At 48.0% G+C, this 25,424-nt stretch carries 19 protein-coding genes, 1 tRNA gene and 3 rRNA genes; 1 reads left to right on the forward strand and 22 read right to left on the reverse strand.

Going from position 1 to position 25,424, the window contains the following annotated elements; genetic code table 11:
- Position 1: 1 nt before the first annotated feature.
- The 6 genes from holB to QFZ80_RS33050 all read right to left on the reverse strand — a co-directional run bounded on the left by holB (position 2) and on the right by QFZ80_RS33050 (position 4,440).
- Positions 2-979, reverse strand: coding sequence for a DNA polymerase III subunit delta' (holB, locus tag QFZ80_RS33025; protein ID WP_307562953.1), 978 nt, complete (start codon positions 977-979; stop codon positions 2-4).
- Between the two features lie 104 nt (positions 980-1,083).
- Positions 1,084-1,530: a YaaR family protein gene (locus QFZ80_RS33030; protein ID WP_029198491.1), complete on the reverse strand. Its 447-nt coding sequence runs from the start codon at positions 1,528-1,530 to the stop codon at positions 1,084-1,086.
- A gap of 33 nt (positions 1,531-1,563) precedes the next feature.
- Complete coding sequence (locus QFZ80_RS33035; RefSeq protein WP_029198490.1) at positions 1,564-1,893, reverse strand: cyclic-di-AMP receptor; 330 nt, start codon at positions 1,891-1,893, stop codon at positions 1,564-1,566.
- 46 nt (positions 1,894-1,939) lie between these two features.
- The gene (gene tmk / locus QFZ80_RS33040) at positions 1,940-2,599 is read right to left on the reverse strand and encodes a dTMP kinase (protein ID WP_307562956.1); all 660 of its coding nucleotides are present in this window, start codon (positions 2,597-2,599) and stop codon (positions 1,940-1,942) included.
- Between the two features lie 40 nt (positions 2,600-2,639).
- A complete protein-coding gene (locus tag QFZ80_RS33045; RefSeq protein ID WP_307562957.1) occupies positions 2,640-4,145 on the reverse strand; it encodes an aminotransferase class I/II-fold pyridoxal phosphate-dependent enzyme in 1,506 nt (501 codons plus the stop codon).
- A gap of 94 nt (positions 4,146-4,239) precedes the next feature.
- Entirely contained in the window at positions 4,240-4,440 is a 201-nt protein-coding gene (locus tag QFZ80_RS33050; protein WP_307562959.1) for a sigma factor G inhibitor Gin, read from the reverse strand.
- A gap of 135 nt (positions 4,441-4,575) precedes the next feature.
- On the opposite strand from QFZ80_RS33050, the gene QFZ80_RS33055 reads away from it, so the two are divergent.
- Positions 4,576-5,103 carry a hypothetical protein gene (locus tag QFZ80_RS33055; protein ID WP_307551250.1) on the forward strand — a complete coding sequence of 176 codons (528 nt, stop codon included), beginning with the start codon at positions 4,576-4,578 and terminating at the stop codon, positions 5,101-5,103.
- A 535-nt stretch (positions 5,104-5,638) separates the two neighbouring features.
- Here QFZ80_RS33055 and ltrA read toward each other — a convergent pair.
- The 16 genes from ltrA to QFZ80_RS33135 all read right to left on the reverse strand — a co-directional run bounded on the left by ltrA (position 5,639) and on the right by QFZ80_RS33135 (position 25,351).
- Positions 5,639-6,901, reverse strand: a complete 1,263-nt coding sequence (ltrA, locus tag QFZ80_RS33060; RefSeq protein WP_307562961.1) for a group II intron reverse transcriptase/maturase — start codon at positions 6,899-6,901, stop codon at positions 5,639-5,641.
- A 599-nt stretch (positions 6,902-7,500) separates the two neighbouring features.
- Positions 7,501-7,617 (reverse strand): 5S ribosomal RNA (rrf, locus tag QFZ80_RS33065).
- A gap of 136 nt (positions 7,618-7,753) precedes the next feature.
- Positions 7,754-10,670: ribosomal RNA gene (locus QFZ80_RS33070) — 23S ribosomal RNA — on the reverse strand.
- A 316-nt stretch (positions 10,671-10,986) separates the two neighbouring features.
- Positions 10,987-11,062 (reverse strand) — tRNA-Ala (locus QFZ80_RS33075).
- Positions 11,063-11,222: 160 nt separating this feature from the next.
- Positions 11,223-12,764: ribosomal RNA gene (locus tag QFZ80_RS33080) — 16S ribosomal RNA — on the reverse strand.
- Together the 16S, 23S and 5S rRNA genes with 1 tRNA gene alongside form the textbook arrangement of a ribosomal RNA operon.
- Before the next feature lie 234 nt (positions 12,765-12,998).
- Positions 12,999-14,009, reverse strand: coding sequence for a DUF1835 domain-containing protein (locus QFZ80_RS33085; protein WP_307562963.1), 1,011 nt, complete (start codon positions 14,007-14,009; stop codon positions 12,999-13,001).
- Between the two features lie 23 nt (positions 14,010-14,032).
- A complete protein-coding gene (gene ligA, locus QFZ80_RS33090; protein ID WP_307551247.1) occupies positions 14,033-16,054 on the reverse strand; it encodes an NAD-dependent DNA ligase LigA in 2,022 nt (673 codons plus the stop codon).
- Positions 16,055-16,117: 63 nt separating this feature from the next.
- Positions 16,118-18,475, reverse strand: a complete 2,358-nt coding sequence (pcrA, locus tag QFZ80_RS33095) for a DNA helicase PcrA (RefSeq protein ID WP_307562965.1) — start codon at positions 18,473-18,475, stop codon at positions 16,118-16,120.
- Positions 18,476-18,478: 3 nt separating this feature from the next.
- Positions 18,479-19,174 carry a heptaprenylglyceryl phosphate synthase gene (pcrB, locus tag QFZ80_RS33100; RefSeq protein WP_307562967.1) on the reverse strand — a complete coding sequence of 232 codons (696 nt, stop codon included), beginning with the start codon at positions 19,172-19,174 and terminating at the stop codon, positions 18,479-18,481.
- Positions 19,175-19,354: 180 nt separating this feature from the next.
- On the reverse strand, positions 19,355-19,822 hold the full coding sequence (locus QFZ80_RS33105; RefSeq protein ID WP_307551242.1) for a DUF6130 family protein: 468 nt from the start codon (positions 19,820-19,822) through the stop codon (positions 19,355-19,357).
- Positions 19,823-20,023: 201 nt separating this feature from the next.
- On the reverse strand, positions 20,024-20,854 hold the full coding sequence (locus QFZ80_RS33110) for a spore coat protein (protein WP_307562969.1): 831 nt from the start codon (positions 20,852-20,854) through the stop codon (positions 20,024-20,026).
- A gap of 28 nt (positions 20,855-20,882) precedes the next feature.
- Positions 20,883-21,107, reverse strand: coding sequence for a hypothetical protein (locus QFZ80_RS33115; RefSeq protein WP_307551239.1), 225 nt, complete (start codon positions 21,105-21,107; stop codon positions 20,883-20,885).
- A gap of 135 nt (positions 21,108-21,242) precedes the next feature.
- Entirely contained in the window at positions 21,243-22,175 is a 933-nt protein-coding gene (locus QFZ80_RS33120; protein ID WP_307562970.1) for a DUF4340 domain-containing protein, read from the reverse strand.
- Complete coding sequence (locus QFZ80_RS33125; RefSeq protein WP_307551236.1) at positions 22,172-23,560, reverse strand: GldG family protein; 1,389 nt, start codon at positions 23,558-23,560, stop codon at positions 22,172-22,174. The genes QFZ80_RS33120 and QFZ80_RS33125 overlap by 4 nt, the downstream gene beginning before the upstream one ends.
- Positions 23,561-23,565: 5 nt before the next feature.
- Complete coding sequence (locus QFZ80_RS33130; RefSeq protein WP_307551234.1) at positions 23,566-24,282, reverse strand: ABC transporter permease subunit; 717 nt, start codon at positions 24,280-24,282, stop codon at positions 23,566-23,568.
- Entirely contained in the window at positions 24,275-25,351 is a 1,077-nt protein-coding gene (locus QFZ80_RS33135; protein WP_307551232.1) for an ABC transporter ATP-binding protein, read from the reverse strand. Before QFZ80_RS33135 ends, QFZ80_RS33130 begins: the two co-directional genes overlap by 8 nt.
- Between the last annotated feature and the right edge of the window lie 73 nt (positions 25,352-25,424).

A 25,424-nucleotide genomic window follows, 5' to 3' on the forward strand; every position in this document is an offset into this window, starting at 1 on the left:
CTTACACCCCCTGCATCTCCACGAGCATTTTCTCTATAACCAGCTGAGAATTGGCGTTGAAACGCAGTCGTTTTTGTAGATCTACGGCTTGCTCCATCATACGCACCCATACTGAGACATCCCGGCTGAACGCGAGGGAGTTCATCCAGTCCAGCTGATCATTATAAACAAGCTTATCTTTGCGCTCCAGGCGCAACTGCACCATATCTTTAAACCAGAGAATCAATAAATCGAAAAGACTCGACATATGATCCGCTAGCTCCGTTTTTACAATCCGTTGCTGTACCGTAATCATTGAAGTAGGAAAACGTGTGAGCGTCTCCTTAGCTAATTGTAACACTACGGTTCTCATTTCTGCAAACCAATTCGCAGCAATTAAATCCCTAGCTGCTTGCAATCCTGCCGTTAAATGTGTGGCGGGCTGCACAAGCGACGCAGGATGACCCTCTTGTAAAAGCGTCAAGACCATTTGCTCACGCGGCATTGGCGTGAAATTAATCCACTGTGCCCTCGATTGAATCGTTGGCAGCAGGGCATTGCCATTCTCTGTAATGAGAATCGCGACCACACGTGAGGTCGGCTCTTCTAGAAACTTCAACAAGCTATTAGCAGCCTGCACCGTCATTTTATCTGCATGATACAGGATATAAATTTTAGTTCCGGAGGCTGTGGCACGGTAAGCAAACTCCTTTTGCAGCTCACGAATCTGCTCGATCTTAATCGAAGCTCCATCTGGCGTAACCATATGTAGATCCGGATGATTACGATGCTCGACCTTACGGCATTCCAAACATTCACCACATGCCTCATCGATCCCGTGCTGGCAGTAGATAGCTTTAGCCAAAGCAATGGCCATCTCCGAGCGTCCAGTTCCTACTGGCCCACTAAAAATATAGGCGTGAGACAGCTTGTCTTGCCGCAGCCCGTTCTGCAGAAGCTGCTTAGCCGCTGTTTGACCCGGTATGGCTTGAAAGGACATTAGAAATACGCTCCATCCCGAGGATAAACGGCTACACTGTCCTTCCAGGACGAGTGCGTTTACCCAGAAATATATATAGCGTGAAACAACTATTTTCTTATATTTTAAAATAACAAGTTAATCAGCATCCCTCGGATTTCTCCGATTTTGTGCAAAATTTCGATTCGACCCTGCTCATTTTCTAGCAATTCATCTGCTAAGGAAAGCAGCTCTAGATCGATTTCTTCCAAAAGCTTATATCGTTTCGAACGGCCGCGACGATCCCAACCCTTCGTATCTCTTAAATTGACACCACGGCGAGCGGTTTCCTCTAAAAACTGCTTAATCAGTAGCTTGTATTGCAGAAGTTCTCTCACCGTCATTGCCCGCGACAGACGATCGCCTTGCAGCGTAATTTGCTGCACCATCTTGGATAATTGCTCCTGCGTAAATTTCTCATCCTGCTGCTGCATAATGTCAGAGAAATTCCGGGGGGCCATCTGTGGCGGCGGGACGTTCTCATTCACTTTGACGTTCTTACCGATGGGCTGCCACCCCGGATTAATTTTCAAGACGCATCCATCCTTGTGTATGTCTGATTGAACCTAGTAATGCTCGAAGCGCTCTACTGGCAATACGAAAACTGCGGCTCCACCCACTTGAACTTCCACTGGAAATGGAATATAAGAATCCGTCGTTCCTCCCATTGGAGAAACCGGTGTAACAAGCTGTTCCCGAATTTTGCAATTGGTGCGAATGACCTGCATGACTTCTTGCACCCTCTCATCTTCCGTACCAATCATAAAAGTCGTGTTTCCCGCACGTAAAAATCCACCGGTACTTGCCAGCTTCGTAGCGCGAAACCCTTCTTTAATTAAAGCATTTGAGAGACGGTTACTGTCCTTATCTTGTACAACGGCTACGACTAGTTTCATGGGTGATTCCTCCTTTTTATTATAAACTAAGAATGGATTTTTTGCTTTAGCCGGAAATATGTTCCTCGAGCAAACGATTACAATCCGTCCTTATCTCTATTGCAATCTCCTCTTCGTTACGGTTTGCATTAACAACTCGTATTCGTTCAGGATGATCAGCTGCAATCTGATGAAAACCTTCCCGAACCCGGCTATGATAATCTACATTTTTCTGTTCAATGCGATCCAACTGCTGGGCATTCACGCCTGTGCCCGATGCTCTATGGTGAAGTCTTGCCAAGCTTACTTCTACTGGCACATCTAAGATGTATGTTCGGGTAGCCTGTAATCCTGAACTGGCATAACGCGAGATGGCTTTAACCATATCTACATCTACGCCAAGCCCGTAAGCCTGATAAGCGACACTTGCATCAATGAAACGATCACATAGTACAATTCTGCCAGCTGCGAGTGCTGGAAGAATTAACTGATGTACATGCTGTGCTCTCGATGCTGCATAAAGCAATACTTCCGCTTGATCCACCATCTCCTTATTCACAGGGTCAAGAATAATACTGCGGATTTGATCACTGATTGCCGTTCCGCCCGGTTCTCTCGTTACGAGGACATCATGTCCTTGTTTCTTAAGCTCCTCAGCCAATTTCTTAAGCTGTGTAGTTTTCCCAGCGCCGTCCGGCCCTTCAAACGTTATAAATATTCCGTTCACGCTTCCTCCTGCATGCTGCTTTACCAGATCATATAATGGTTTATGTGTATATCTTTAGCTTTTGTGTCTGCCCAAATTCTGTTCCTTGAAACTTGATTCCGTTTGCAGCCAATTGCAATAAGGCTTCGGCCACGGAAGCCGAGATGATTTCGCCAGGGTATAAATAGGGAATTCCCGGTGGATAAGGGATTACCATATCCGCAGAACGCTTCCCGACTGACTCCTGAACACTAACCTGACTAAACGACCCCTCTGCTCGTGATGCTTTGGAGATATCTCTTATCTCAAAAGCAACTGGAGAAGAGATTGATGTATAGTAGGGTAATTTAAGTATATTCGAGATAGGCGCTTGAAGTTCCTTCTTTTGTACGGGAACGTCCAAACAAATGTTAGTTAATGCTTCGACAACTCTTAACATATCCACTCTGGTTGAAGCAGGGGTGAATACAAGAAGTACTTGACGCCCGTCCGTCATTTCGACAAAGCAGCCTTGAGCTTCTAGCCTCTCTTTGAGTTCGGTGCCAGATAACGTATTCGTCACATCATAGATGGCCATTTTAAACGGATCTGCAGTTTGACCCTCTTGACTCTCATTCCCCGGAAGCTCTCTTGGGTGATAACCGAATGAGGTAAGCCCATCAAGAAGCGACCTGAACTCTTTTACAACAGCAAGTCCCTGTTCTAGCCAGTCCCTGCCTTCGATATGCATCCTCTTTCTTGCCAAATCTAGTGAAGCCATTATAGGATAAGAGGGGCTTGAGCTCTGCAGCATAGCAAGCAGCAGTTGGATAGCCCTTCGGTCTATCCGCGGCCCTTGGACATGCAGCATAGCCCCCATGGTCATTGCCGTTAGCATCTTGTGCGTGGATTGTACCACCGCATCAGCCCCTTGTGATAAAGCGGAATCCGGCACCTCATCATGGAATCCATAATGCGCACCATGCGCTTCATCCACGAGCAGCAGCTTCCCATGTGCATGCATCAATTCCGCGAAAGGCTTGAGATTGACACCCATGCCGTAGTAATTCGGGTTTGTTAGGAAAAGCCCCTTAGCCTCCGGATACAGCACTAATGCTTGCTTTACATCTTCAATATATAAACTTGTGGCCACACCTGTTTCCGTATGAATACCAGGAGCTATGAAAACTGCCTTGGCACCGGCTAGCATAAGCCCATGTATGACCGATTTATGTACATTCCTCTGCACAAGAATAATATCATCTTTCTCACATACGGCTGAAATCAGGGCCAAATTACCAACCGTACTCCCACCTATCAGAAAATACGTTTCCTCAGCTCCAAAGCAATCCGCCGCTAGCTGCTCGGCCTCACTAATGACACCCTCTGCATGGTGTAAATCATCTAGACCCGTAATTTCTGTATAATCAATAGACATTACCGTCTTTAAGAAGCTTGTCCCTTCATCTAACAAGCCTTGGCCGGATTTATGACCAGGTACATGGAAACTTGCAGGGTTTTTATCGTGATGGGCGACAATTGCTTCAAAAAGCGGCGCACGTAACTGTTTTGAATGCTGGCTGCTCATGTTGACACGACTCCTTGAGCTTTCTATTTTATACCCTTATAGTAGTGGATTGACGCTAAAAAAACAAAAAAGCTTCCATAAGAAGCTTCTCCCATTAGTTCATATATTGTTTCGAATTGCCCATATAAAATGCTTTCTTCATCTGCTTCACAAAAAACGGATATTTCTGATCACTTACATTCGTTTTGACCATTTCACTGCTGCACTCATCGCAGATAAAAGCCATTATAATATGAATTCCGCCAATCCGCTGCTGTTCGCAGATCATACATACCCCTGTTCGGATCTCCTCCATATGATCACCCCACGATCTTTTACTATTAGTATCTCCGATTCACAATTCTCCTAAACTAGCTAAACGCTCATATTTTGGAAGGCATGTGCCGATATAGTCTTATATCAGGTTAACCGCCTTGCGGAGGTCATCAGCATGTCAACTAAACAGGAACCAAATCTCTCCAAACAATCTACCATTTATAGCTATACTTTAATGAAGCGAATATATCATTCCTTGTATAAAATAATTGTTTATTTTATGCTGCTGCTACTAACGGTCTTTTACAAATTTGACCCTTCGAACTGGCTGCCGCTCTTAGTTAGCTATCCGCTTCTTCTTATCTTCCATTCTTTGCTCATCCGGATCTATTTTCAGTTTACAATTGGAATGGCAATGAGGGGCTGGTCTTACCGTTGGGGTGTTTTTTGGTGTGGATTCTTACCAGAAGGAAATGCCTCCATTCGACTGGTATCCAGAATACAGCTTACTTTATTTTGGATTGGCCTTGCTATGATTACACTTCTTTATCCATGGATACCCGACAAATGGTTAATCCATCTCACAATTTTTCACTTCTGGATGCTCATGCCGCGACTGTGGATGCTTTTCCGGTTTCGCCCGTACCGCAAAGCTGGGCTGATTAAGATCACAGATAAGGACACCTCCTGCTACATGCAGTAGTTGTTATTAAAATGCAAATAAGAGCCTTTGGCTCTTATTTGTTGTTGTTTGCTTGTTCAAAGGACGAATGAATCAACTTACTCGTCATCTTAGGCAAGAGTGTCACCCAAAATAACTTTTGCGGCTATAAGGTTTTGTTCCATGCAGGCAAAGTTGTAGGTTATACAACATTTAAGCAAGCTATCTGTGTTATCTAAGAAAATGGTGTAAAAAAATACAACATTATTATCAAAATTAGCTCCATAGCATAGCCTGAAATACGGCTAAAATTGTTGTACAACATACAACATAAACAACTTAGTAGATAGTAGGTATAAAATCAACGAAATTATTGTACGGTGTACAACTTTTAAAGGCAAGGAAAGACTAAACCATACATCTACTTTAAACCAAAAATCGAAAACACAACACAACACAACACAAGCCAATAATCATGCATTTACGTACAATTCAATAAAATCAACAATCGAGTAGGAGGGGGCGGCTAGCCCCCGACCTCTCACACCACCGTACATACCGTTCGGTATACGGCGGTTCATGAAATATTCCGTAAAGAGTTGTATCTGTCCAACAGGCTATTCAAACCATTGGTCTTCCAATATTGGTTATCCAATGCTCGTTGTAGAATTGGGCTACTTGCAATACGCCAGTACCCTTTACGGGTATTCCCCCATTCAAAGGCCTTATCTTTAGGAGTTCCTAGAGATAACAGCCTTTTTACTTTGGTCTTTGGTAACTTCCATTGCTTCCAAAGGCACATTCGTAGCCTTCTTCGAATCCATGAGTCCAATCTTTGAAAGACGATTGGCGTATCCGCAAGCGAGAAGTACCCGCACCATCCGATAAGGTATTGGTTCAGTTCCTTGATTCGCTCTTCCATCTTCATCGACTTTCTTCGAGACGTTATCTCTCGAATCTTAGCCTCCGCTTTTTGTAGGGATTGCTTGGCAATCCTCACCTTCGGCTCTTTGTTCACGCTGAAACTAAATCCGAGAAACTTCCGTTTCCATGGTCGGTCCACCGCGCTTTTAGCTTGGTTTACCTTGAGTTTCAGCCTTGTCTCGATGAATCGGGTTACGGATGCCTTTACTCGCTCGCCTGCTCTTTTCGTTTTCACGTAGAGGTTGCAGTCGTCCGCATAGCGGACGAATCGGTGTCCACGCTTCTCTAGTTCTTTGTCCAGTTCGTCCAGTACGATGTTGGATAGTAACGGACTGAGCGGACCGCCCTGTGGCGTTCCTTCTGATGTCGGTTTAACCATTCCGTCCTCCATCACGCCCGATTGAAGGTATTTGCGGATAAGCAGAAGAACTTTCTTGTCCTTTACTTTCTCCGAAATCTTCATCATGAGTCGGTCATGATTGACGCGGTCAAAGAATTTCTCCAGATCCAGATCGACTACGAAACGATATCCTTCTTTCATGAATTCTCTAGCTTTCCTTACTGCATCATGTCCTCGCCTTTTAGGACGAAATCCATAGCTGTGCTCGGAAAACTGTGGATCAAACAGTGGTGTTAACACCTGGGCGATGGCTTGCTGAAGCATTCGATCTGTTACGGTAGGTACACCTAACAACCTCACATCTCCGCCGCTGGGTTTCGGGATTTCGACCCGACGCACGGGGCTAGGTTGGTAGGTTCCTTCTTCTATCGCTTGCCGTATGGTCTGCCAGTTTTGTTTGATGTGTTCTCGTAAGGATTTTACGGACATACCATCTACGCCGTGGCTTCCTTTGTTCGCCTCCACACGTTTTAATGCTTCAAGGAGATTTTCCCGTGACAGCAAATGTTCTAGCATTTCTACAACTCCTTACGTGATTTGTACCTTCCTCTTGTGCCAAGATGAATTATGCCCTGCCGAAGCCCCACACGGGATTCACCGTTTCCTTCTCCAGTCAGGTCCTTTCAGATTTTCTGCTTTCATCACTCATCCTGAACGCCTTGATGTACAAATACCAACTTCATGTTCAGCCCTTCCGCTTCGTGTTGCAACCGAAGCGTACTATGGCTTCTGCTGACTTCTGTACGCTCAGCCTACTTTCACAAGTAGGGTTATGGAGATTGCTCCGCGTTCCGTACAGATCTCCCCAGGTAAGAGCGCTATCTTCCTCTCCATCTATCTGCTTCATTTACTCTCGTACGCCTTTGGCAGTAAGGATTCTAACTTGTTATGCAGTCTCATCCAACGTACATTAGCCTTATATGAAGTTCGTGTTCCTCAGACCGGAGATTTGCCGCCGGCTTCCTTCAGATTCCACCTCGCGATGGACACCCTTGCCTTAAGCTATGGCTACTACTGCCTTCACCATTCGGGACTTGAACCCTAGAGATAGCGCCCATGCTGGGCGCACATAAAAAAGCCTTCTTGAGATTTCTCTCAAAAAGGCTTTATCTTTTGCTTGGCAACGTTCTACTCTCCCAGAACCCTGCGGTTCAAGTACCATCGACGCTGGAGGGCTTAACGGTCGTGTTCGAGATGGGAACGCGTGGGTCCCCTCCGCCATCATCACCAAACGGGATGCTTCTGCCAGGAAACATCGAAAACATTGTTCAGGCTGTCTTGCACCCTGAAAACTAGATACGAAACTTGCGTAAAGTTATCATGTGCATGGCTACGTTAGACGTAGGTGCTAGCTGCTTAGTCAGCTTTTTGGTTAAGCCCTCGACCGATTAGTATTCGTCAGCTGCATGCATTGCTGCACTTCCACCTCGAACCTATCAACCTCGTCGTCTACAAGGGGTCTTACATACTGGGAAATCTCATCTTGAGGGGGGCTTCGCGCTTAGATGCTTTCAGCGCTTATCCCCTCCGTACATAGCTACCCAGCGATGCCTCTGGCGAGACAACTGGTACACCAGCGGTACGTCCATCCCGGTCCTCTCGTACTAAGGACAGCTCCTCTCAAATTTCCTACGCCCGCGACAGATAGGGACCGAACTGTCTCACGACGTTCTGAACCCAGCTCGCGTACCGCTTTAATGGGCGAACAGCCCAACCCTTGGGACCTACTTCAGCCCCAGGATGCGATGAGCCGACATCGAGGTGCCAAACCTCCCCGTCGATGTGGACTCTTGGGGGAGATAAGCCTGTTATCCCCAGGGTAGCTTTTATCCGTTGAGCGATGGCCCTTCCATTCGGTACCACCGGATCACTAAGTCCGACTTTCGTCCCTGCTCGACTTGTAGGTCTCGCAGTCAAGCTCCCTTATGCCTTTGCACTCTGCGAATGATTTCCAACCATTCTGAGGGAACCTTTAAACGCCTCCGTTACATTTTAGGAGGCGACCGCCCCAGTCAAACTGCCCACCTGACACTGTCCCCATACCGGATCACGGTACCAGGTTAGAACTCCGATACGATCAGGGTGGTATCCCAACGATGCCTCCACCCAAGCTGGCGCTCAGGCTTCAAAGGCTCCCACCTATCCTGTACAGATCGTACCAAAGTCCAATATCAAGCTGCAGTAAAGCTCCATGGGGTCTTTCCGTCTTGTCGCGGGTAACCTGCATCTTCACAGGTATTAAAATTTCACCGGATCTCTCGTTGAGACAGCGCCCAAGTCGTTACGCCATTCGTGCGGGTCAGAATTTACCTGACAAGGAATTTCGCTACCTTAGGACCGTTATAGTTACGGCCGCCGTTTACTGGGGCTTCAATTCATAGCTTCGGGCTTGCGCCCTAACCACTCCTCTTAACCTTCCAGCACCGGGCAGGCGTCAGCCCGTATACTTCGCCTTGCGGCTTCGCACAGACCTGTGTTTTTGCTAAACAGTCGCTTGGGCCTTTTCACTGCGGCCCCCTCGGGCTATTCACCCTACCGAGGCACCCCTTCTCCCGAAGTTACGGGGTCATTTTGCCGAGTTCCTTAACGAGAGTTCTTCCGCGCGCCTTAGAATTCTCTTCTCACCCACCTGTGTCGGTTTGCGGTACGGGCACCTTCGCCTGGCTAGAAGCTTTTCTTGGCAGTGTGAACTCATGACCTTCGGTACTTAAATTTCCCTCCCCATCACAGCCCAGCCTTACGATGTGCGGATTTGCCTACACATCAGCCTCACTGCTTGGACGAGCATCCATCAGCTCGCGTCACTATCCTTCTGCGTCACTCCATCGCTCATAACGGCTACGGTGGTACAGGAATTTCCACCTGTTGTCCATCGACTACGCCTTTCGGCCTCGCCTTAGGTCCCGACTTACCCTGAGCGGACGAGCCTTCCTCAGGAACCCTTAGGTTTTCGGCGGATCAGATTCTCACTGATCTTTTCGTTACTTATACCGGCATTCTCACTTGTATGCGCTCCACCTGTCCTTACGGTCAGAATTCAACGTACATACAACGCTCCCCTACCCATGCACATACGTGCAAGCCATAGCTTCGGTGGCGTGTTTAGCCCCGTTACATTTTCGGCGCAGAGTCACTCGACCAGTGAGCTATTACGCACTCTTTCAATGGTGGCTGCTTCTAAGCCAACATCCTGGTTGTCTGTGCAACTCCACATCCTTTCCCACTTAACACACACTTGGGGACCTTAGCTGATGGTCTGGGCTGTTTCCCTTTTGACAATGGATCTTAGCACTCACTGTCTGACTCCCGGATTTAAGTTTGTGGCATTCAGAGTTTGACTGGACTTGGTAACCCTTGGCGGGCCCCGCACCCAATCAGTGCTTTACCTCCACAACTCAACATCCGAGGCTAGCCCTAAAGCTATTTCGGGGAGAACCAGCTATCTCCGAGTTCGATTGGAATTTCTCCGCTACCCCCACCTCATCCCCGCATTTTTCAACATGCGTGGGTTCGGGCCTCCAGTGAGTGTTACCTCACCTTCACCCTGGACAGGGGTAGATCACACGGTTTCGGGTCTACGTCCACGTACTAAAGCGCCCTATTCAGACTCGCTTTCGCTGCGGCTCCGTCTTTTCAACTTAACCTCGCACGGGAACGTAACTCGCCGGTTCATTCTACAAAAGGCACGCCATCACCCATATAGAGGGCTCTGACTTCTTGTAAGCACACGGTTTCAGGTTCTTTTTCACTCCGCTTCCGCGGTGCTTTTCACCTTTCCCTCACGGTACTGCTTCACTATCGGTCACTAGGGAGTATTTAGCCTTGGCAGATGGTCCTGCCGGATTCCGACGGGGTTTCACGTGACCCGCCGTACTCAGGATACCTCTAGGGGTTTCGTTCGATTTTGGCTACAGGGCTTTTACCTTCTATGCCGGACCTTTCCAGATCACTTCGCCTACCGAACTAACCCCATAACGAGGTCCTACAACCCCAAGGAGCAAGCTCCTTGGTTTGGGCTATTCCGCTTTCGCTCGCCGCTACTGACGGAATCACTTTTGTTTTCTTTTCCTCCAGGTACTTAGATGTTTCAGTTCCCTGGGTATGCCTCTACTATTGCTATGTATTCACAATAGAGTAACTGCGCATTACCACAGCTGGGTTCCCCCATTCGGACATCCCCGGATCAAAGCCTGCTTACGGCTCCCCGAGGCATTTCGTCGTTCGCCACGTCCTTCTTCGGCTCCTAGTGCCTAGGCATCCTCCGTGTGCTCTTTCTAGCTTAACCATTTATAGGGATCTTTTGCGCTAAGCAAAAGTCTCTCCTATTGGAAAGAGTTAAAGATTTTTGTGCAACCCGAAGGTTAACACAACCTAAGTTCTTACTTTACGTTTTGTTTCGTTATCTAGTTTTCAAGGAACAAATGTTTTTCCTTCGCCTCTCAGCGGCAGGAAATATATCTTATCATGCCATCTCATCATCGGCAACAATCAATAATTACCAGTTAACGAGACGAATCATAAGTTATATAGATGGTTTGGTTTTCATTAGCCTAGTGTCAACAACACCGCCTTATCGGCGGCGGAAGTATGCATTAGATTAATGGTGGAGCCAAGCGGGATCGAACCGCTGACCTCCTGCTTGCAAGGCAGGCGCTCTCCCAGCTGAGCTATGGCCCCATATTGATGAGATACACTTCAAATAAAGTGTACAAGCTCCATCAAAACTGAACAAATGAAATGAGTAATCAGCGATTTGTGCAATATGTGAGACTTTGATCTACGATCAAAGATCCCTATATATCACTTGACTGGATCTATCAGATCCGAGTCTCCATAGAAAGGAGGTGATCCAGCCGCACCTTCCGATACGGCTACCTTGTTACGACTTCACCCCAATCATCTACCCCACCTTCGGCGGCTGGCTCCCTTGCGGGTTACCCCACCGACTTCGGGTGTTGTAAACTCTCGTGGTGTGACGGGCGGTGTGTACAAGACCCGGGAACGTATTCACCGCGGCATGCTGATCCGCGATTACTAGCAATTCCGACTTCATGCAGGCGAGTTGCAGCCTGCAATCCGAACTGAGATCGGCTTATAAGGATTGGCTCCACCTCGCGGCTTCGCTTCCCGTTGTACCGACCATTGTAGTACGTGTGTAGCCCAGGTCATAAGGGGCATGATGATTTGACGTCATCCCCACCTTCCTCCGGTTTGTCACCGGCAGTCATCTTAGAGTGCCCACCCAAAGTGCTGGCAACTAAGATCAAGGGTTGCGCTCGTTGCGGGACTTAACCCAACATCTCACGACACGAGCTGACGACAACCATGCACCACCTGTCTCCAATGCTCCGAAGAGGGCGCCTATCTCTAGGCGTTACATCGGGATGTCAAGACCTGGTAAGGTTCTTCGCGTTGCTTCGAATTAAACCACATACTCCACTGCTTGTGCGGGTCCCCGTCAATTCCTTTGAGTTTCACTCTTGCGAGCGTACTCCCCAGGCGGCATACTTACTGTGTTAACTTCGGCACCGAGGAATCGAATCCCCAACACCTAGTATGCATCGTTTACGGCGTGGACTACCAGGGTATCTAATCCTGTTTGCTCCCCACGCTTTCGCGCCTCAGCGTCAGTTATAGGCCAGAAAGTCGCCTTCGCCACTGGTGTTCCTCCACATCTCTACGCATTTCACCGCTACACGTGGAATTCCACTTTCCTCTCCTACACTCAAGTCAACCAGTTTTGGATGCGAACCGGGGTTGAGCCCCGGGCTTAAACACCCAACTTAATTGACCGCCTGCGCGCGCTTTACGCCCAATAATTCCGGACAACGCTTGCCCCCTACGTATTACCGCGGCTGCTGGCACGTAGTTAGCCGGGGCTTTCTTCTCCTATACCGTCACACAAAAGGCAGTTACTCCTCTTGCTGTTCGTCTAGGGCAACAGAGCTTTACGATCCGAAAACCTTCATCACTCACGCGGCGTTGCTCCGTCAGACTTGCGTCCATTGCGGAAGATTCCCTACTGCTGCCTCCCGTAGGAGTCTGGGCCGTGTCTCAGTCCCAGTGTGGCCGTTCACCCTCTCAGGTCGGCTACGCATCGTCGCCTTGGTAGGCCGTTACCCTACCAACTAGCTAATGCGCCGCAGGCCCATCTATAAGCCACAGATTGCTCCGTGTTTCATGATTCTCTCATGCGAGAAAACCAATTATCCGGTCTTAGCTATCGTTTCCGATAGTTATCCCGATCTTATAGGCAGGTTACCTACGTGTTACTCACCCGTCCGCCGCTAACTTATCCCGAAGGATAAGTCCGCTCGACTTGCATGTATTAGGCACGCCGCCAGCGTTCGTCCTGAGCCAGGATCAAACTCTCCATAATAGTAAAACTATCTGAAAGCTGAAATGCTCATTGACTTGCTAGCGAGATTTTGCAATCTCAATTGTAGTCACTTACGTGACTGAATTTGCTGATTTACTTCATTCATTTGTTCAGTTTTCAAGGAGCTTTAATGCGTTACCGTTTAAAGCGTTAATGCATCGCTTGTTGCGGTGACAAGAACATATATTATCAGGTTTCAAAACGAATTGCAAGCAACTTTATGCATCCATTATCTTACATCTTCAAAAACCCTGTGGTTGCAGCGTTTCGGCGCCATAACCCCTTTTTTCCAAGCAGATGAACGCCACCAATCCAATCATTCATGCCATTCAGGTATATATGATCCTGCTCACCTGCATGAACTAGCTTTCCCGTATCCGACCTTTGCAATCGCCATTCTTCAAAATGAGGCGGTAGCGGTTCGCCGTAAACTGGCAGCTTGTCCCCTCCGGCAAGACGGACCAGCGGAATCTCACATTTGCGGATACTATCAACAATAGCCCAGAATTGCAAATCACCGAGGCCGTAATGACTGGCCGTTTGGCTTACACGTTTAAACAATGACAGAATCGGCATTTCCTCCTCCCCTATCAGCTCCAGAATAAGCTGCTGGTTGGCTGACAAGCCATTTTGAGAGGATGGATAGCGTTCTGAATTGGCCTGTAGAGCCTTTTGAAGAAAAGGCAGTGCAGATAGATCCTCTTCCAATAAAGTCGCCATAAGAATGGGCTCAGAAGCTGAGTAGGCTGTCCAGACTTTGCAGGCCAAAAGAAGTTGGTCTTCATTAACAGGCAACCACTTGTCGTGCAGCTGAGTAATTTGATCCACGTTTAATTGTCCTAATCCATGAAAGAACTCAACGCCAGGAAACTGATTGATACTTAACAAAGATAGTTTTAAGGATGGATTAGGAAGAGCGAATAATCTCGACAGCAAGTAACAAAGCATCAATTGGTCATATAAATCATGCTCAAACCACAGGACAATTTCGTCTATATCCTCAGCGAGTCTGTCCATCGCTTTTTCCTGCTGTAGGGTAATGGACTTGAACAATTCCTCAGGAATGCCATGTTGGAGATTCATATAGGCCGCCCTTATAGATAAAAGGACACTATCAGACATTTGCATGCCGATAGGTCCTTCATATAATGACTCACGCCACACCATTATGTCTCCATCGATACCCGAAACACGCAGCTTATCTCCAAATGCGTCTCCATTCACGATATGAAGTTTATTCGGCATGGCACAGTCCCCTTATTTGTCATTTAGCCTTCACCTAAAAGCTGCAAAAGCTCCTGTTCATCCTCAATGATCCTAATTCCAAGTTCTTGCGCTTTCGCCAGCTTGCTTCCGGCGCTTTCCCCTGCGATCACGATGTCCGTTTTCTTAGAAACGCTGCCGGTAATCTTAGCCCCTAGCGCTTCCAGCTTCTTGGCACATTCGTCACGACCCATGGTGGATAGCGTACCTGTGAGGACGACGGTTTTACCAAAGAACGGATTGTCAGGGCTAGCCAAAACAACCGCCGGTTCTTCAGCTATTGGGTTGACACCTGCAGCGAGCATACGCTCAATACTGGACACCATCACAGGGTCACGGAAGAATGAATAAATACTCTCAGCCACTATTCCACCTACATCGGGAAGCCCGATTAGCTCCTCAGGCGTAGCCGCCATAATCTTCGTTAAGCTGCGATAGTAGTCTGCCAGAACCTTTGTCGTGGTTTTACCCGAGTTAGGAATGCCTAGGGCATAAAGGAACGAAGCTAGATCGCGCGATTTGCTTTTTTCTAGGGCATCAAGCAGATTGCGGGCCTTCTTCTCACCAAAGCGATCGAGCTTGACGAGGTCCTCGAATTGTAGCGTGTACAGATCCGCAGGATCGCGGACATCCAGCTCTTGATGCAGCTGTGAAGCCGTCATTTCGCTGAAAAATTCAATATCCATCGCATCGCGCGAAGCAAAATGCGCCATACGTCCAACCAGCTGCGGACTGCATCCGAGACGGTTCAAACAGAACAGATGCGCACCACGCATCTCAAGCTCACTGCCGCAGGAAGGACAATGCGTCGGAGCTACAATCTCCTCGCCATCATTCTCCTCGGTTACTTTGCCGAGAATCTCAGGAATAACGTCATTGGAGCGACGGATGTAGACGAGGCTGCCTAAGGCGTGTTTGAGATTTTTACGCTCGATGTCACCGACATTATTGAGCGTGCAGTTCTGTACGGTTACGCCAGCGAGATCCACGGCTTCAACGCGGGCTAATGGTGTGATTTTGCCAGTACGGCCAACTTCCCAAGATACACTTTGCAGGATTGTTGTCGCTTCTTCGGCTTCGAACTTATAAGCAATCGCCCAACGGGGGAATTTCTCGGTGTAGCCGAGCACTTCTCTTGTACGCATGTCCGTAATCTTGATGACACTTCCGTCAATCAGAAAATCAAAGCCAAGGCGCTCTTCGGCAATCTGCTCCAGCTCTGCGCTTACTTCTTCAATCGTGCTGAAATACCGTGTGCGGTTGCTTACTTTAAAATGGTTGTCACGAAGAAACTGAACCATGTCGAAATGATTATCGAATTGGATCTCGTCGGAGTAACCCACATTATAGAAGAAAGCGTTCAGCTTACGCTCTGCCGTCACTTTGGGATTGAGATTGCGCAATGCTCCGGCTGCTGCGTTGCGGGCATTTTTGAGTGGATCCGTCGCAGTCTGATTGTACGCCTCAAGAACGGAGAGGAACATCATACCCTCACCTTGCACTTCAATGGTTCCCTCCGTGTACGGGATTTCCAGCGGGATGGACTTGATCGTCTTGATTTGGGCTAAAATCCCCTCACCAACCGTACCGTTTCCTCGCGTGGAGGCTTGAACAAGCTCTCCTTGCTTGTAGGTAAGGTTCAGCGTGAGCCCGTCGAACTTTAATTCCACCACATATGTCGGGTCTGGCAACGGGTTCTCTGGATTCTTGCTGTTGTAATCTGCAATTAGCTTCAGCACACGTGTGTGCCAAGTCTGCAGGTCCTCGGCATTTTGCGCCTTGTCCAAACTCCAGAGTCGAGCCAGATGCTTGTGTGGATCGAAACCCTTAAGAATGTCGCCGCCCACGCGCTGGGTTGGAGAAGAAGGCAGGGTAATCCCCGTCTCCTTCTCTAGCGCGGTCAATTTATTGTATAAAGCATCCCACTCGGCGTCGGAAATCGCCGGTTCATCGAGCGTGTAGTAGTTATGGTTGTGCTTGTTGATTTCTTGGATGAGGGTTTTCATTGCCGCGATGGCATCTGTCATTACGGGCTCTTCCTCTCTAATGGGAAATAGGGTTGGTGCGGCAAATAAGGCGCAAAGCGGCTCCTATTCTTTCGTAATAGGAGCGAACTTCGCGAGCAGGCGCTTCAAGCCAACAGGCGCCGGGAAAGCAATTTGCAGCTCGGTGTCATCACCCGAGCCTTTCACTGACACGACGGTGCCGATGCCCCACTTGCCATGCGACACTTTGTCGCTGGCTTTGTAATCCGGCATCGCGCCGCCTGCGGCAGGCTGCGGAGCCCGGAACGCAGCCGGCTTCGCCCCGGCTGCAGGGCTTGGCGCAGCCGCGCCTGTACTAGGCCGTCCGAAGGAGGACGGCGTGCCCCAGGCGGACGAGCCGGCGGAGCCGCGGCCCGCTTGTGAGGCAGTGGCGCTGCTCCCACTGCTGCCCCACGAGCTGGAGCTAGTGCGGCCAGCTCGCGAGAAGCCTCCACCGATGGAGCCGCCCATCGAGACATTCTCTAGGAGTTCCTTCGGAATCTCCTGAAGGAATCTCGATGGGGCGTTCGCCGCGGTGCGACCGAAGAGCGTGCGCATACGGGCGCACGTAAGGAAAAGCTCTTGCTCGGCGCGCGTGATGCCGACATAGGCCAAACGGCGCTCCTCTTCGAGCTCTTCGTTATCGGCGAAAGCACGGCTGTGCGGGAAGACGCCTTCTTCCATCCCGATGATGAACACAACCGGGAACTCTAGACCTTTGGCGCTGTGCATCGTCATGAGCACAACGGCGTCTTGCTCTTCCTCGCTTTTTTCTTTATCCAGCGTATCGATATCGGCGATAAGCGCCAAATCGGTCAGGAACGAAATCAGGGACTTGTCCTCGTTACGTTTCTCGAAGTCCATCGTCACGGACAGGAACTCCTCAATATTTTCGAGACGTGCCTTGGATTCAATCGTATTCTCGCGCTGCATCTCCAGACGGTACTGCGACATCTCCAGTATTTTCTCCGTCAGTTCAGTTACAGATAAGTATTCAACCATACGGTTCAGGTTATCAATCATTTCGCGGAAATCTGCTAAAGCGTGCTTAGCCTTCGTCGTGATCTCCAATGAATCGACTTCCTCCAGCATGGCATAGAGTGAAATACCTCTTCGTCCCGCCATATCGGCCACTCTGTCCATTGAGGTGTCACCAATACCCCGCTTCGGCACGTTCACGATTCGACTCAAGCTGATATCGTCGTCCGGATTGGAGATGAGGCGCAGATACGCCAAAATATCCTTGATCTCTTTCCGATCGTAGAACTTTACGCCGCCAACGATGGTATATTGGATATCGGATTTAATGAGAATTTCCTCAATCACCCGAGATTGTGCGTTCGTCCGGTACAAAATGGCGTGATGACCAAACTTTTTACCATTCGATTTATTTTTATTAATTTCACTTGTAACGAAATAACCTTCTTCGTGCTCGGAATCAGCTTGGTACAGCTTAATCCTTACGCCGCCCTCTTTATCCGTCCATAGGTTTTTGGGCTTACGGCCCGTATTATTGGCAATGACCTTATTGGCAGCCTGCAAAATATTAGAGGTGGAGCGATAATTTTGCTCCAATAGGATAGCTGTGGCATTCGGATAATCTTTTTCAAAATTAAGGATATTAGAAATGTCAGCTCCACGCCAACGGTAAATGGACTGATCACTATCTCCCACAACGCAAATGCGCTGATGTTTGGCCGCAATCATTTGACAGAGCATATACTGCGCTCGGTTCGTATCCTGATACTCATCGACATGGATATATTGAAATTTATTTTGATAAAAATCCAGAACCTCTGGAACTTCATTAAACAAATGAATGGTTGCCATAATTAAATCATCAAAATCCAGGGAGTTGTTGCTTCTAAGCTTCTTCTGATAAAGCGTATAGATTTTCGAGGTCAATCCGTCGAAGTAGTCACCGATTTTATCTTCAAATTGTTTAGGAGAGATGAGTTCATTTTTGGCTGTAGAAATGGCCGCTTGAAAGGTCTTAGGTTCGAATTTCTTGGTATCAATGTTCAGTTCTTTGCAGCACGTTTTGATGACGGATAACTGATCACCGGAATCTAGAATGGTAAAATTCGAGGTGAAGCCGATACGTGAAATATCTCTGCGCAGCATACGCACACACATGGAGTGAAACGTGGAAACCCAAATATCATTCCCACTGCCGCCAACCAGCTTGCCAACGCGGTCCTGCATCTCACGTGCCGCTTTATTCGTAAATGTAAGGGCCAAAATGCTCCATGGCGCCGCTTTGCGCGTGCCGATCAAGTACGCAATACGATGCGTCAGCACTCGTGTCTTCCCGCTTCCCGCTCCAGCCATAATCAGAAGTGGGCCGTCGACAGCTTCAACTGCTTTGCGCTGCTCGGGATTCAACCTTTTTATCGCATCTAAAATATTGACTGTCTCGTTCATAAGTTACCTTCCTGTTCTATCAAAGTTCACGGTCTGAAGCGCCTGCTCCAGATCACTATAAATAATGTTACCGACGACGATGGTATCTGCGACCTCTGCTGCTTGCTGCGCTTTATCTAGGCTGTCAATGCCTCCGCCATAGAATAAACGGGCATTCTCCAGCACTTGTCGCGTCCGCCTTACCAGCTCCATATCACCAAACACACCGCTATATTCCAAGTAAACAATAGACATGTGAAAAAGCTTGTCCGCCATGCGAGCATACGCCGCAACATCTTTGACATCCAAGTTCGTACGAGCCGATGTTAACTTCGCCGCTGTAGCTTCGCTATTCAGAATAATATAGCCTTCGGCTATAATCTCGTCCCAATTAAGCAAAGTGCCATATTCCTTCAACGCCTCATGATGCTGCCCAACGATCCATTTCGGATCATCCGCATTCACCACAACCGGAATTAAGAATAAATCGAATCCTGGAACGATAGCCTCATGATTGGAAATCTCAAGTACACAGGGCACTTCATATTGACGAATTCGAGATAGAAGGTCAACTGTGTTATCGAAGGTTACCCCCGTTGAGCCACCTACCATGATTGCATCGGTCCCAGACTGGCAAAGCCGATCGAGCGCTTCATCTGAGATGTCCCGATCTGGGTCAAGCTTAAAAACATGCTTCCACTTACGTATATCGACGATCAATTGTTTCCCTCCGATTAGGCGGCAATACTGCCATACTATCAACAGTCTATGCTACGTATTCGGGTGTGTCAAATGACAAAAGACGGGCTAAGCGCCCGCCTTTTCAAGGAATATGTACATAATGTTATCTGATCTACGCCCAAGCCTAATTTCTGGCTAAATACGCACAAATGTTCCTAGTTATTTTACTTCAATATTAAGAATTTTCTCTACATTGATATCCTTATGATCATTTTGCTGAAGCTCGAGTCTGATCTCATGTTTACCTGCCGCTAGATTCGTTAGGGTTAACGGACCCGTTTTACCAATCATCGCTTTCTGCTTACCGTCCACGTACAAATGTAAATGTCCTTCACCCTGTACGGCTTTCTGATCCATATGATCCGCTATCTGGAAATTACTTGTCTGATACGTGATCGTAACGTTTCTGCCATCTACTTTATATTCGGCATCGAGGGTTGGCTTGGCGCCCGAGGCTACCGTCTTCACACTGCTTTCCGTGTTCCCTTGGGCCACTGTAGTCGCTGCCTTAGGGTCTTTCAAGCCTGCTGCACCGCTGCTAACAACTTCCTCTTTGGAACCGCATGCTGTTGTTAATGCTCCTAAAACAACTAAAGTAGCTGCGCCGTAAATCCACGTTTTTCTCATCAGTGTTTGCACCCTTTTCCCATAAGTTTGGACATCCTATGTTCCTTATATATGTGTGACAAGCTGGTTCCATACCATGATTATGAGAAAAGTGGGACAAAATAAATAAAACTTATTTTTGGAGTGATGGGATATTGGATAAAAAAAAGACGCCCTTTAGCTAGAAGCTAGGACGTCTTGGTCTTGAGGGAACAATGCGAATTAGAAGCTATATCTACTTCCCTCATGTTGTTGTTTACTTAGATAAGAGCTTTCTCCTGCCGTCGAGGTATGGGCACCTGTTTGACTGCGGGAAGCGTTGGTAGAACTTGCTGATTTGCTTGTAATGCCAGTACTGCCAGCATTTTCAGATGCGCTATATCCGGATGATGCGGCGTAACTCTGCGATTGACCGTAGCCGGTTTGTCCATAATTCTGATCTTGAAAATTTTGTCCTTGCTGGTTACTAATATAGGCTTGCTGTTGACTTGTTTGGTTTGGCGAAGACTGTGTATGGGTTGAATAACCTTGTCCTTGATTATTATGCACCGCATTAGGATATTGAGAGGCACTAATCATGGGTTGGATAGGTGTCTGTGTTTGATATAAAGCAGCAATCTGGTTCTGTTGTTGACTCTGCTGCGGATGTTGTTGTTGCTGGGCGATAGCCATCTGGTCTTGCTGCTGATAGCTAGCCGTGTTGGTTTGACTCAAATTTTGTTGTACAAAGGACTGCAACTGAGCTGCGACCTGGCTTTGTTTCTGCAGCTCTTGTTGAATTTGTTGCTGAGGAGCAGCTTGAATCTCATATTGACCAAGCTTCTGGATTTCCTGAAATACAGCAGCTTGATCCTGCAGTGTCTTTTGCAGCAACGACTGGAAGGCCTGCCTGATCTGGGGATTAGCGGCCTCCAAAGCTGCAGTCGTATATTCACGAGCACTGCGTTTCAACTCGTTTAATACAAAGTTTGCAAGGTCCTCGTCTTTTAATTGTACTTGCTGCTGATGAGACTGTTGCTGCTGTTGTTGTTGATACGGGTTTTGCTGATACATGCTTCTTGCACCTCCTATTATGTACGAATTAATGGGTAATGCCTGATTGCTGCTGAAGGGTGTTGATGAGAATGCTAATGTTTTGCATACGCTCCTGAGAAAGATGAGACAAGGTTTGTTTCAGGGACTGACTTTGGCTATTCACTGCTCCTTGTACACATAGCTTCGCTATCAAATCCTCATTTTTCAGCGTATCCGCTAGATATAAAAGCTCTTTGGTGGAGATGTTTTGGTTCCCTTGATTGCTGTACATGTGAATGTTACCTCCTTTCCGTTCCTTTTTTGTAGGTTTCCCAAATTATTCCGTTTTATGTATCATTGGAAAAAAAAGTTAACGAAAAAAACTGCCCCAACACAGCATGTTTGCTGTAGAGAGCAGTTTTCCTTGTTAAGAGGCAGGCTGAGCCGGTTTCCCGGCATAGGCATCCGCCAATTTCTGTATATCTGCAGCAGTAAGCAGATACGCCCACTGTCCGCCTTGCTTCGCCAACCAGACTTGATCTTGGCTTAGCTTGCCTTCATAGATCTCTGTGACCTCTTTGCCATCTACAGACAATCCAAGTTCCACTTTGAGCTCACCGCCCGCAGTTGGCTTCTGAGCCGCCGGCTGTGGAAGTTCAGCGCTGTGCAGGAAGATTAGCTCATCCAGCAGCGGATTCGCCTCCGCGCCTTTCAGCTCTTTATCACCGAGCTTCCAGCTCGCCTCAGCAGCCACCTTGTCTTTGTCTGTCTTGGTAAGCGTCCAAGTCTGACCTTTCCACGTCAGCTTCACGCTCTGCACCTTGTCGTTTTCAAATTGGACTGGGCTGGCATCGGCAAAGTCTACCGGTTCTTTGCTGAGCGCAGAGAGCGACTGATCACTCACCTGATACACAGCAGGAGATCCCTCCACCTGAACATAGGAGAAGCCTTCAATAGGAAGAGCCGTACCCACCAGCAGTCCCTTCTTCGAGCCGTCTTTTAACGTTACTTCATAAGTTCCAAGCGGCTTATCCAACCCATAGTTGGCTAGATTACTTACCTGATCTTCAACTAGTTTCGTTGATGTCACCAGACCGAGAGCATCCAACCACGAACCCACTTGATTCGTATTGATCGGCGCTGCTGCCGGGCTTTTCATCTCCCATCCGCTGCCGCTCCGGGCTAATTCGATCTGCTGTACCTCTGTTTTTACATGAATGGATTGCACTTCTTCTTGCTTGAGTGTGATGAGCGATTTCGGTTCATCTTTTTTCTCTTGAAAGAAGTCTTTGCTCAAAGCGTACCAAAAACCGCCGATACAAATAACGACTAACAGAATCGTAGGAATAAACCGTTTCATCCTCGTCTCCTCCTCCACCAAATCAAGCCGCCAATCACTAGGAACAAGAGCGGTAAGAACACGATCGTTACGAGGAAAATAGTATTCGCTTGGCTAGGCGTAATCATCGCTTGTTGGAAGGCATCCCCTTGACGCGGACGGATCGTAATCTGATCCTTCTGTTCCTGCAGCCAGCCGATACTGTTCAGAGCAAAATCCTTATTACCTTGATTCTGAATATCTTCATCCAGTACGAACGTCGATCCCCCTAGAATAACGGCTTTAGGCTTGTTATCCTTACCCGAAATCGCGTAGCCAAGGTTAAGCGGTCCTTTGACATCTGTCGTATCCTGCTTTGTTTTGGATTGTGCAAGCAAGTTAATATCCGTTTCGCCATACGCTTTGTCCGTTGTTTTCAGAAGCAAGGACTGCGTATAGTCCGGTGCACTTTCATCGGCATTCAAACTAACCGCCAGCGACAACATCGTAATCAAATTATTGCTGGACAGCTTGTCGGTAATCTCATGAGAGCCGTACTCCGGAATAATCGTCAGCGGATCGTAGAGCGAAGTTTGTTTCGCTTCAATCGCGATCGCATGTTGATCTTGGATACCGTATGTTTTCATGATGGCATCGATATTTTTCCACTTGGTCGCCATATCTTTATTAAAGCCTAATGCCATATAAATCTTGCCTTTATCTTTCAAATAAGCCTGAATCAGCTCAGCTTCTTTGTCGTTCAGATCATTTTGCGGTCCAAGCAGCAGGAGCATCTGCGCATCGTCCGGTATTTTACCCTCAACGAATAGATTAAGGTCCTTCACGACATAATTAGCGGCTTCCAAACTGCTTTTCAATATAGTCATGGCATTCAATGGATATTCCTGATGGCCCGAAAGCAGATAAACCGTGTGCTTCTCTGTCGACGTGAGGCTCTTAATGGCCTGGGTAAACTTCTCTTCCCCTGAGAACGTGTAGGAACCATCCTGTTGGCCGACAAACAATTCATAGAAATTGATATTCTGCTTTTTAGAACCCATTTCAAAAATAATCGTTCCGCCTTGATCGACACCATACTGCTTGGCCATCGAAGGCTGTTTCAGCATATCGTACTCATCATACGTAATCTTGCCGCTTTGCTTCTTATATTCGGTCACCATATCGGTGACTTGTCGCGTCACAAAATCGTTGTTGTCCCCACTATTCGTAAAGGCAACGATGTGAATATCTTGATTTAAGTTTTTGAGTGTGGCAACTGTTTGCTCGGAGAGCGTAAAGCTCTTATTTTTCGTCAAATCGACCTGAAAGCCTTTCAGCGAGTGAAGGAAGATGGTCAAAATGATGAAAATGCCGATAACGGCGATCGATAAAACAGTCGCATTAGTTCCCCGTATCCACTTATTCATCCCGCTCACCTCCAGCGCTTTCTTTCAAGGACTTGTATGCAAAGAACGAGGAACACTGCTGTTAATGTGATGTAAAAGAGGATGTCTCCGCCATGCAGGACGCCTTTTTGCAAGTTCGTCAGATGGCTCGTCAATGAGAATTGACCGACATAATCCTTCAGCTTGCCTGTCATACCGCCGCTTACCCAGTCGAGCAGCCATAACATAAGCAAAATAACAAAGCCTGAAATACCGGCAACCATCTGATTGTTGGATAAACTGGAAGCGAACAAGCCAATGGCCATCATCGCGCAGCCTAATAGGAACATACTTAGATAAGACAACCACATAACAGGCTTATCCAGCGTTCCGAAGGCAGACATTATGAGCGGGTAGATCAAGCTGATCCCCACTAGCCCCACTTGTACAATAAAAGCGGATAAATATTTACCCATCACGATCTCGCCAATACCCGCAGGTGAAGTCAGAAGCAGCTCGTCGGTGCCTTGACGGAACTCATCTGCGATGAGACGCATCGTTAAAAGCGGGATGATAAACAGATACACGAATGTGGTGTTTCCAACAACGGAACGCGCATCCACAATCGGTGGCTGGCCGTTAACGAAGTTGATGTAGAAGAAAAAGCTCGATAACAGCACATAGAAAGCGAATGCCACGTAAGCAACGGGCGAAAAGAAATACATTTGCAGCTCTTTCGAGCAAATGGCCCAGATTCTACGCATCGGTGTCTACCTCCTCCTTCGGAGTGCCTTCGGCTTCGACAGGTTCATCCGTCGTCAACTTGAGGAAGATATCCTCTAAGCTGAGGCTTTCCCGCTTCATTTCGAGGATCGGATAGCCTGCGCCTGCCAGGCGGAAGAACATCGCCTCGCGGATATCGGAGCGATCCGCAGAGGTGACTAGCAGCTTCACAGTTTCGGCTGCTGCTGGTGGTTCTGTGGTTGCTGCTTCTTTCGATGCATCGTCGGTAATGAACACATCCTGCGCAGCCGGGGCAGCGATAGTTGCAGCGTCGCTCGGCGCGTCGACTTCTTTCACTTCTGCGACCGCCTCTAGGCTGCGCAGCTCGGTCAAGATCCGCTCGCGAGGTCCCTTGACCTCGAGCGATACCTCGAATGTCTCGCCCATCGTGCGGCCGAGATGCTCAGGGCGCTCGTCGAGAACGACGCGGCCTTGGTTAATAATGAGAACGCGATTGCAAATCGCGTTAATTTCCGGGAGAATGTGCGTGCTCAGCAGCACTGTGTGGTTCTCGCCCAGCTCATGAATCAGCTGGCGAATCTCGATGATCTGCTTCGGATCGAGGCCAGACGTGGGCTCGTCCAGGATAAGCAGATCCGGTTGGTGCAGAATCGCTTGCGCGAGGCCCAAGCGCTGCTTGTAGCCCTTAGACAAGGAGCGGATGATTTGCTTCTCGCGGCCTTGCAGACCTAGCTTGTCGATCGCTTCGCCGACACGCAGCTTCTGCTCCCGTGCTGGCACATCGCGAAGATTTGCGATAAATCGTAAATAAGCTTGCACCGTCATCTCTGGATAGAGAGGTGGCGTTTCGGGTAAATAACCGATTTTGCGGCGTGCTTTCTTCGGGTTATCAGCCATGGAGTGACCATCTACCCATATTTGACCATGCGTAGGGTTTAAATAACCCGTAATCATGCGCATCGTCGTTGTTTTGCCAGCACCGTTCGGCCCTAAGAAGCCGACGATCTCACCGCGCTGCATCGAGAAATCGATGTTGTGTACGCCGCGATCATTTTCGTACAGCTTGCTGACTTGTTTGACCTCAAGCATCCAAGATCCCCCATTTCTAATCGTTCATATAACCATCATCACTATACCCGTGGAACAATAAACCAACCTTAAG

The sequence above is a fragment of the Paenibacillus sp. V4I7 genome, from assembly GCF_030817275.1.
GTDB lineage: Bacteria > Bacillota > Bacilli > Paenibacillales > NBRC-103111 > Paenibacillus_E.

What these genes read in the sequence shown, in the direction of transcription:
- holB (WP_307562953.1), bottom strand. Translation starts at nt 979, where the DNA reads ATGTCCTTTCAAGCCATACCGGGTCAAACAGCGGCTAAGCAGCTTCTG.
- QFZ80_RS33035 (WP_029198490.1), bottom strand. Translation starts at nt 1,893, where the DNA reads ATGAAACTAGTCGTAGCCGTTGTACAAGATAAGGACAGTAACCGTCTC.
- QFZ80_RS33045 (WP_307562957.1), bottom strand. Translation starts at nt 4,145, where the DNA reads ATGAGCAGCCAGCATTCAAAACAGTTACGTGCGCCGCTTTTTGAAGCA.
- QFZ80_RS33050 (WP_307562959.1), bottom strand. Translation starts at nt 4,440, where the DNA reads ATGGAGGAGATCCGAACAGGGGTATGTATGATCTGCGAACAGCAGCGG.
- QFZ80_RS33055 (WP_307551250.1), top strand. Translation starts at nt 4,576, where the DNA reads ATGTCAACTAAACAGGAACCAAATCTCTCCAAACAATCTACCATTTAT.
- ltrA (WP_307562961.1), bottom strand. Translation starts at nt 6,901, where the DNA reads ATGCTAGAACATTTGCTGTCACGGGAAAATCTCCTTGAAGCATTAAAA.
- QFZ80_RS33085 (WP_307562963.1), bottom strand. Translation starts at nt 14,009, where the DNA reads ATGCCGAATAAACTTCATATCGTGAATGGAGACGCATTTGGAGATAAG.
- ligA (WP_307551247.1), bottom strand. Translation starts at nt 16,054, where the DNA reads ATGACAGATGCCATCGCGGCAATGAAAACCCTCATCCAAGAAATCAAC.
- pcrA (WP_307562965.1), bottom strand. Translation starts at nt 18,475, where the DNA reads ATGAACGAGACAGTCAATATTTTAGATGCGATAAAAAGGTTGAATCCC.
- QFZ80_RS33105 (WP_307551242.1), bottom strand. Translation starts at nt 19,822, where the DNA reads ATGAGAAAAACGTGGATTTACGGCGCAGCTACTTTAGTTGTTTTAGGA.
- QFZ80_RS33110 (WP_307562969.1), bottom strand. Translation starts at nt 20,854, where the DNA reads ATGTATCAGCAAAACCCGTATCAACAACAACAGCAGCAACAGTCTCAT.
- QFZ80_RS33115 (WP_307551239.1), bottom strand. Translation starts at nt 21,107, where the DNA reads ATGTACAGCAATCAAGGGAACCAAAACATCTCCACCAAAGAGCTTTTA.
- QFZ80_RS33120 (WP_307562970.1), bottom strand. Translation starts at nt 22,175, where the DNA reads ATGAAACGGTTTATTCCTACGATTCTGTTAGTCGTTATTTGTATCGGC.
- QFZ80_RS33125 (WP_307551236.1), bottom strand. Translation starts at nt 23,560, where the DNA reads ATGAATAAGTGGATACGGGGAACTAATGCGACTGTTTTATCGATCGCC.
- QFZ80_RS33130 (WP_307551234.1), bottom strand. Translation starts at nt 24,282, where the DNA reads ATGCGTAGAATCTGGGCCATTTGCTCGAAAGAGCTGCAAATGTATTTC.
- QFZ80_RS33135 (WP_307551232.1), bottom strand. Translation starts at nt 25,351, where the DNA reads ATGCTTGAGGTCAAACAAGTCAGCAAGCTGTACGAAAATGATCGCGGC.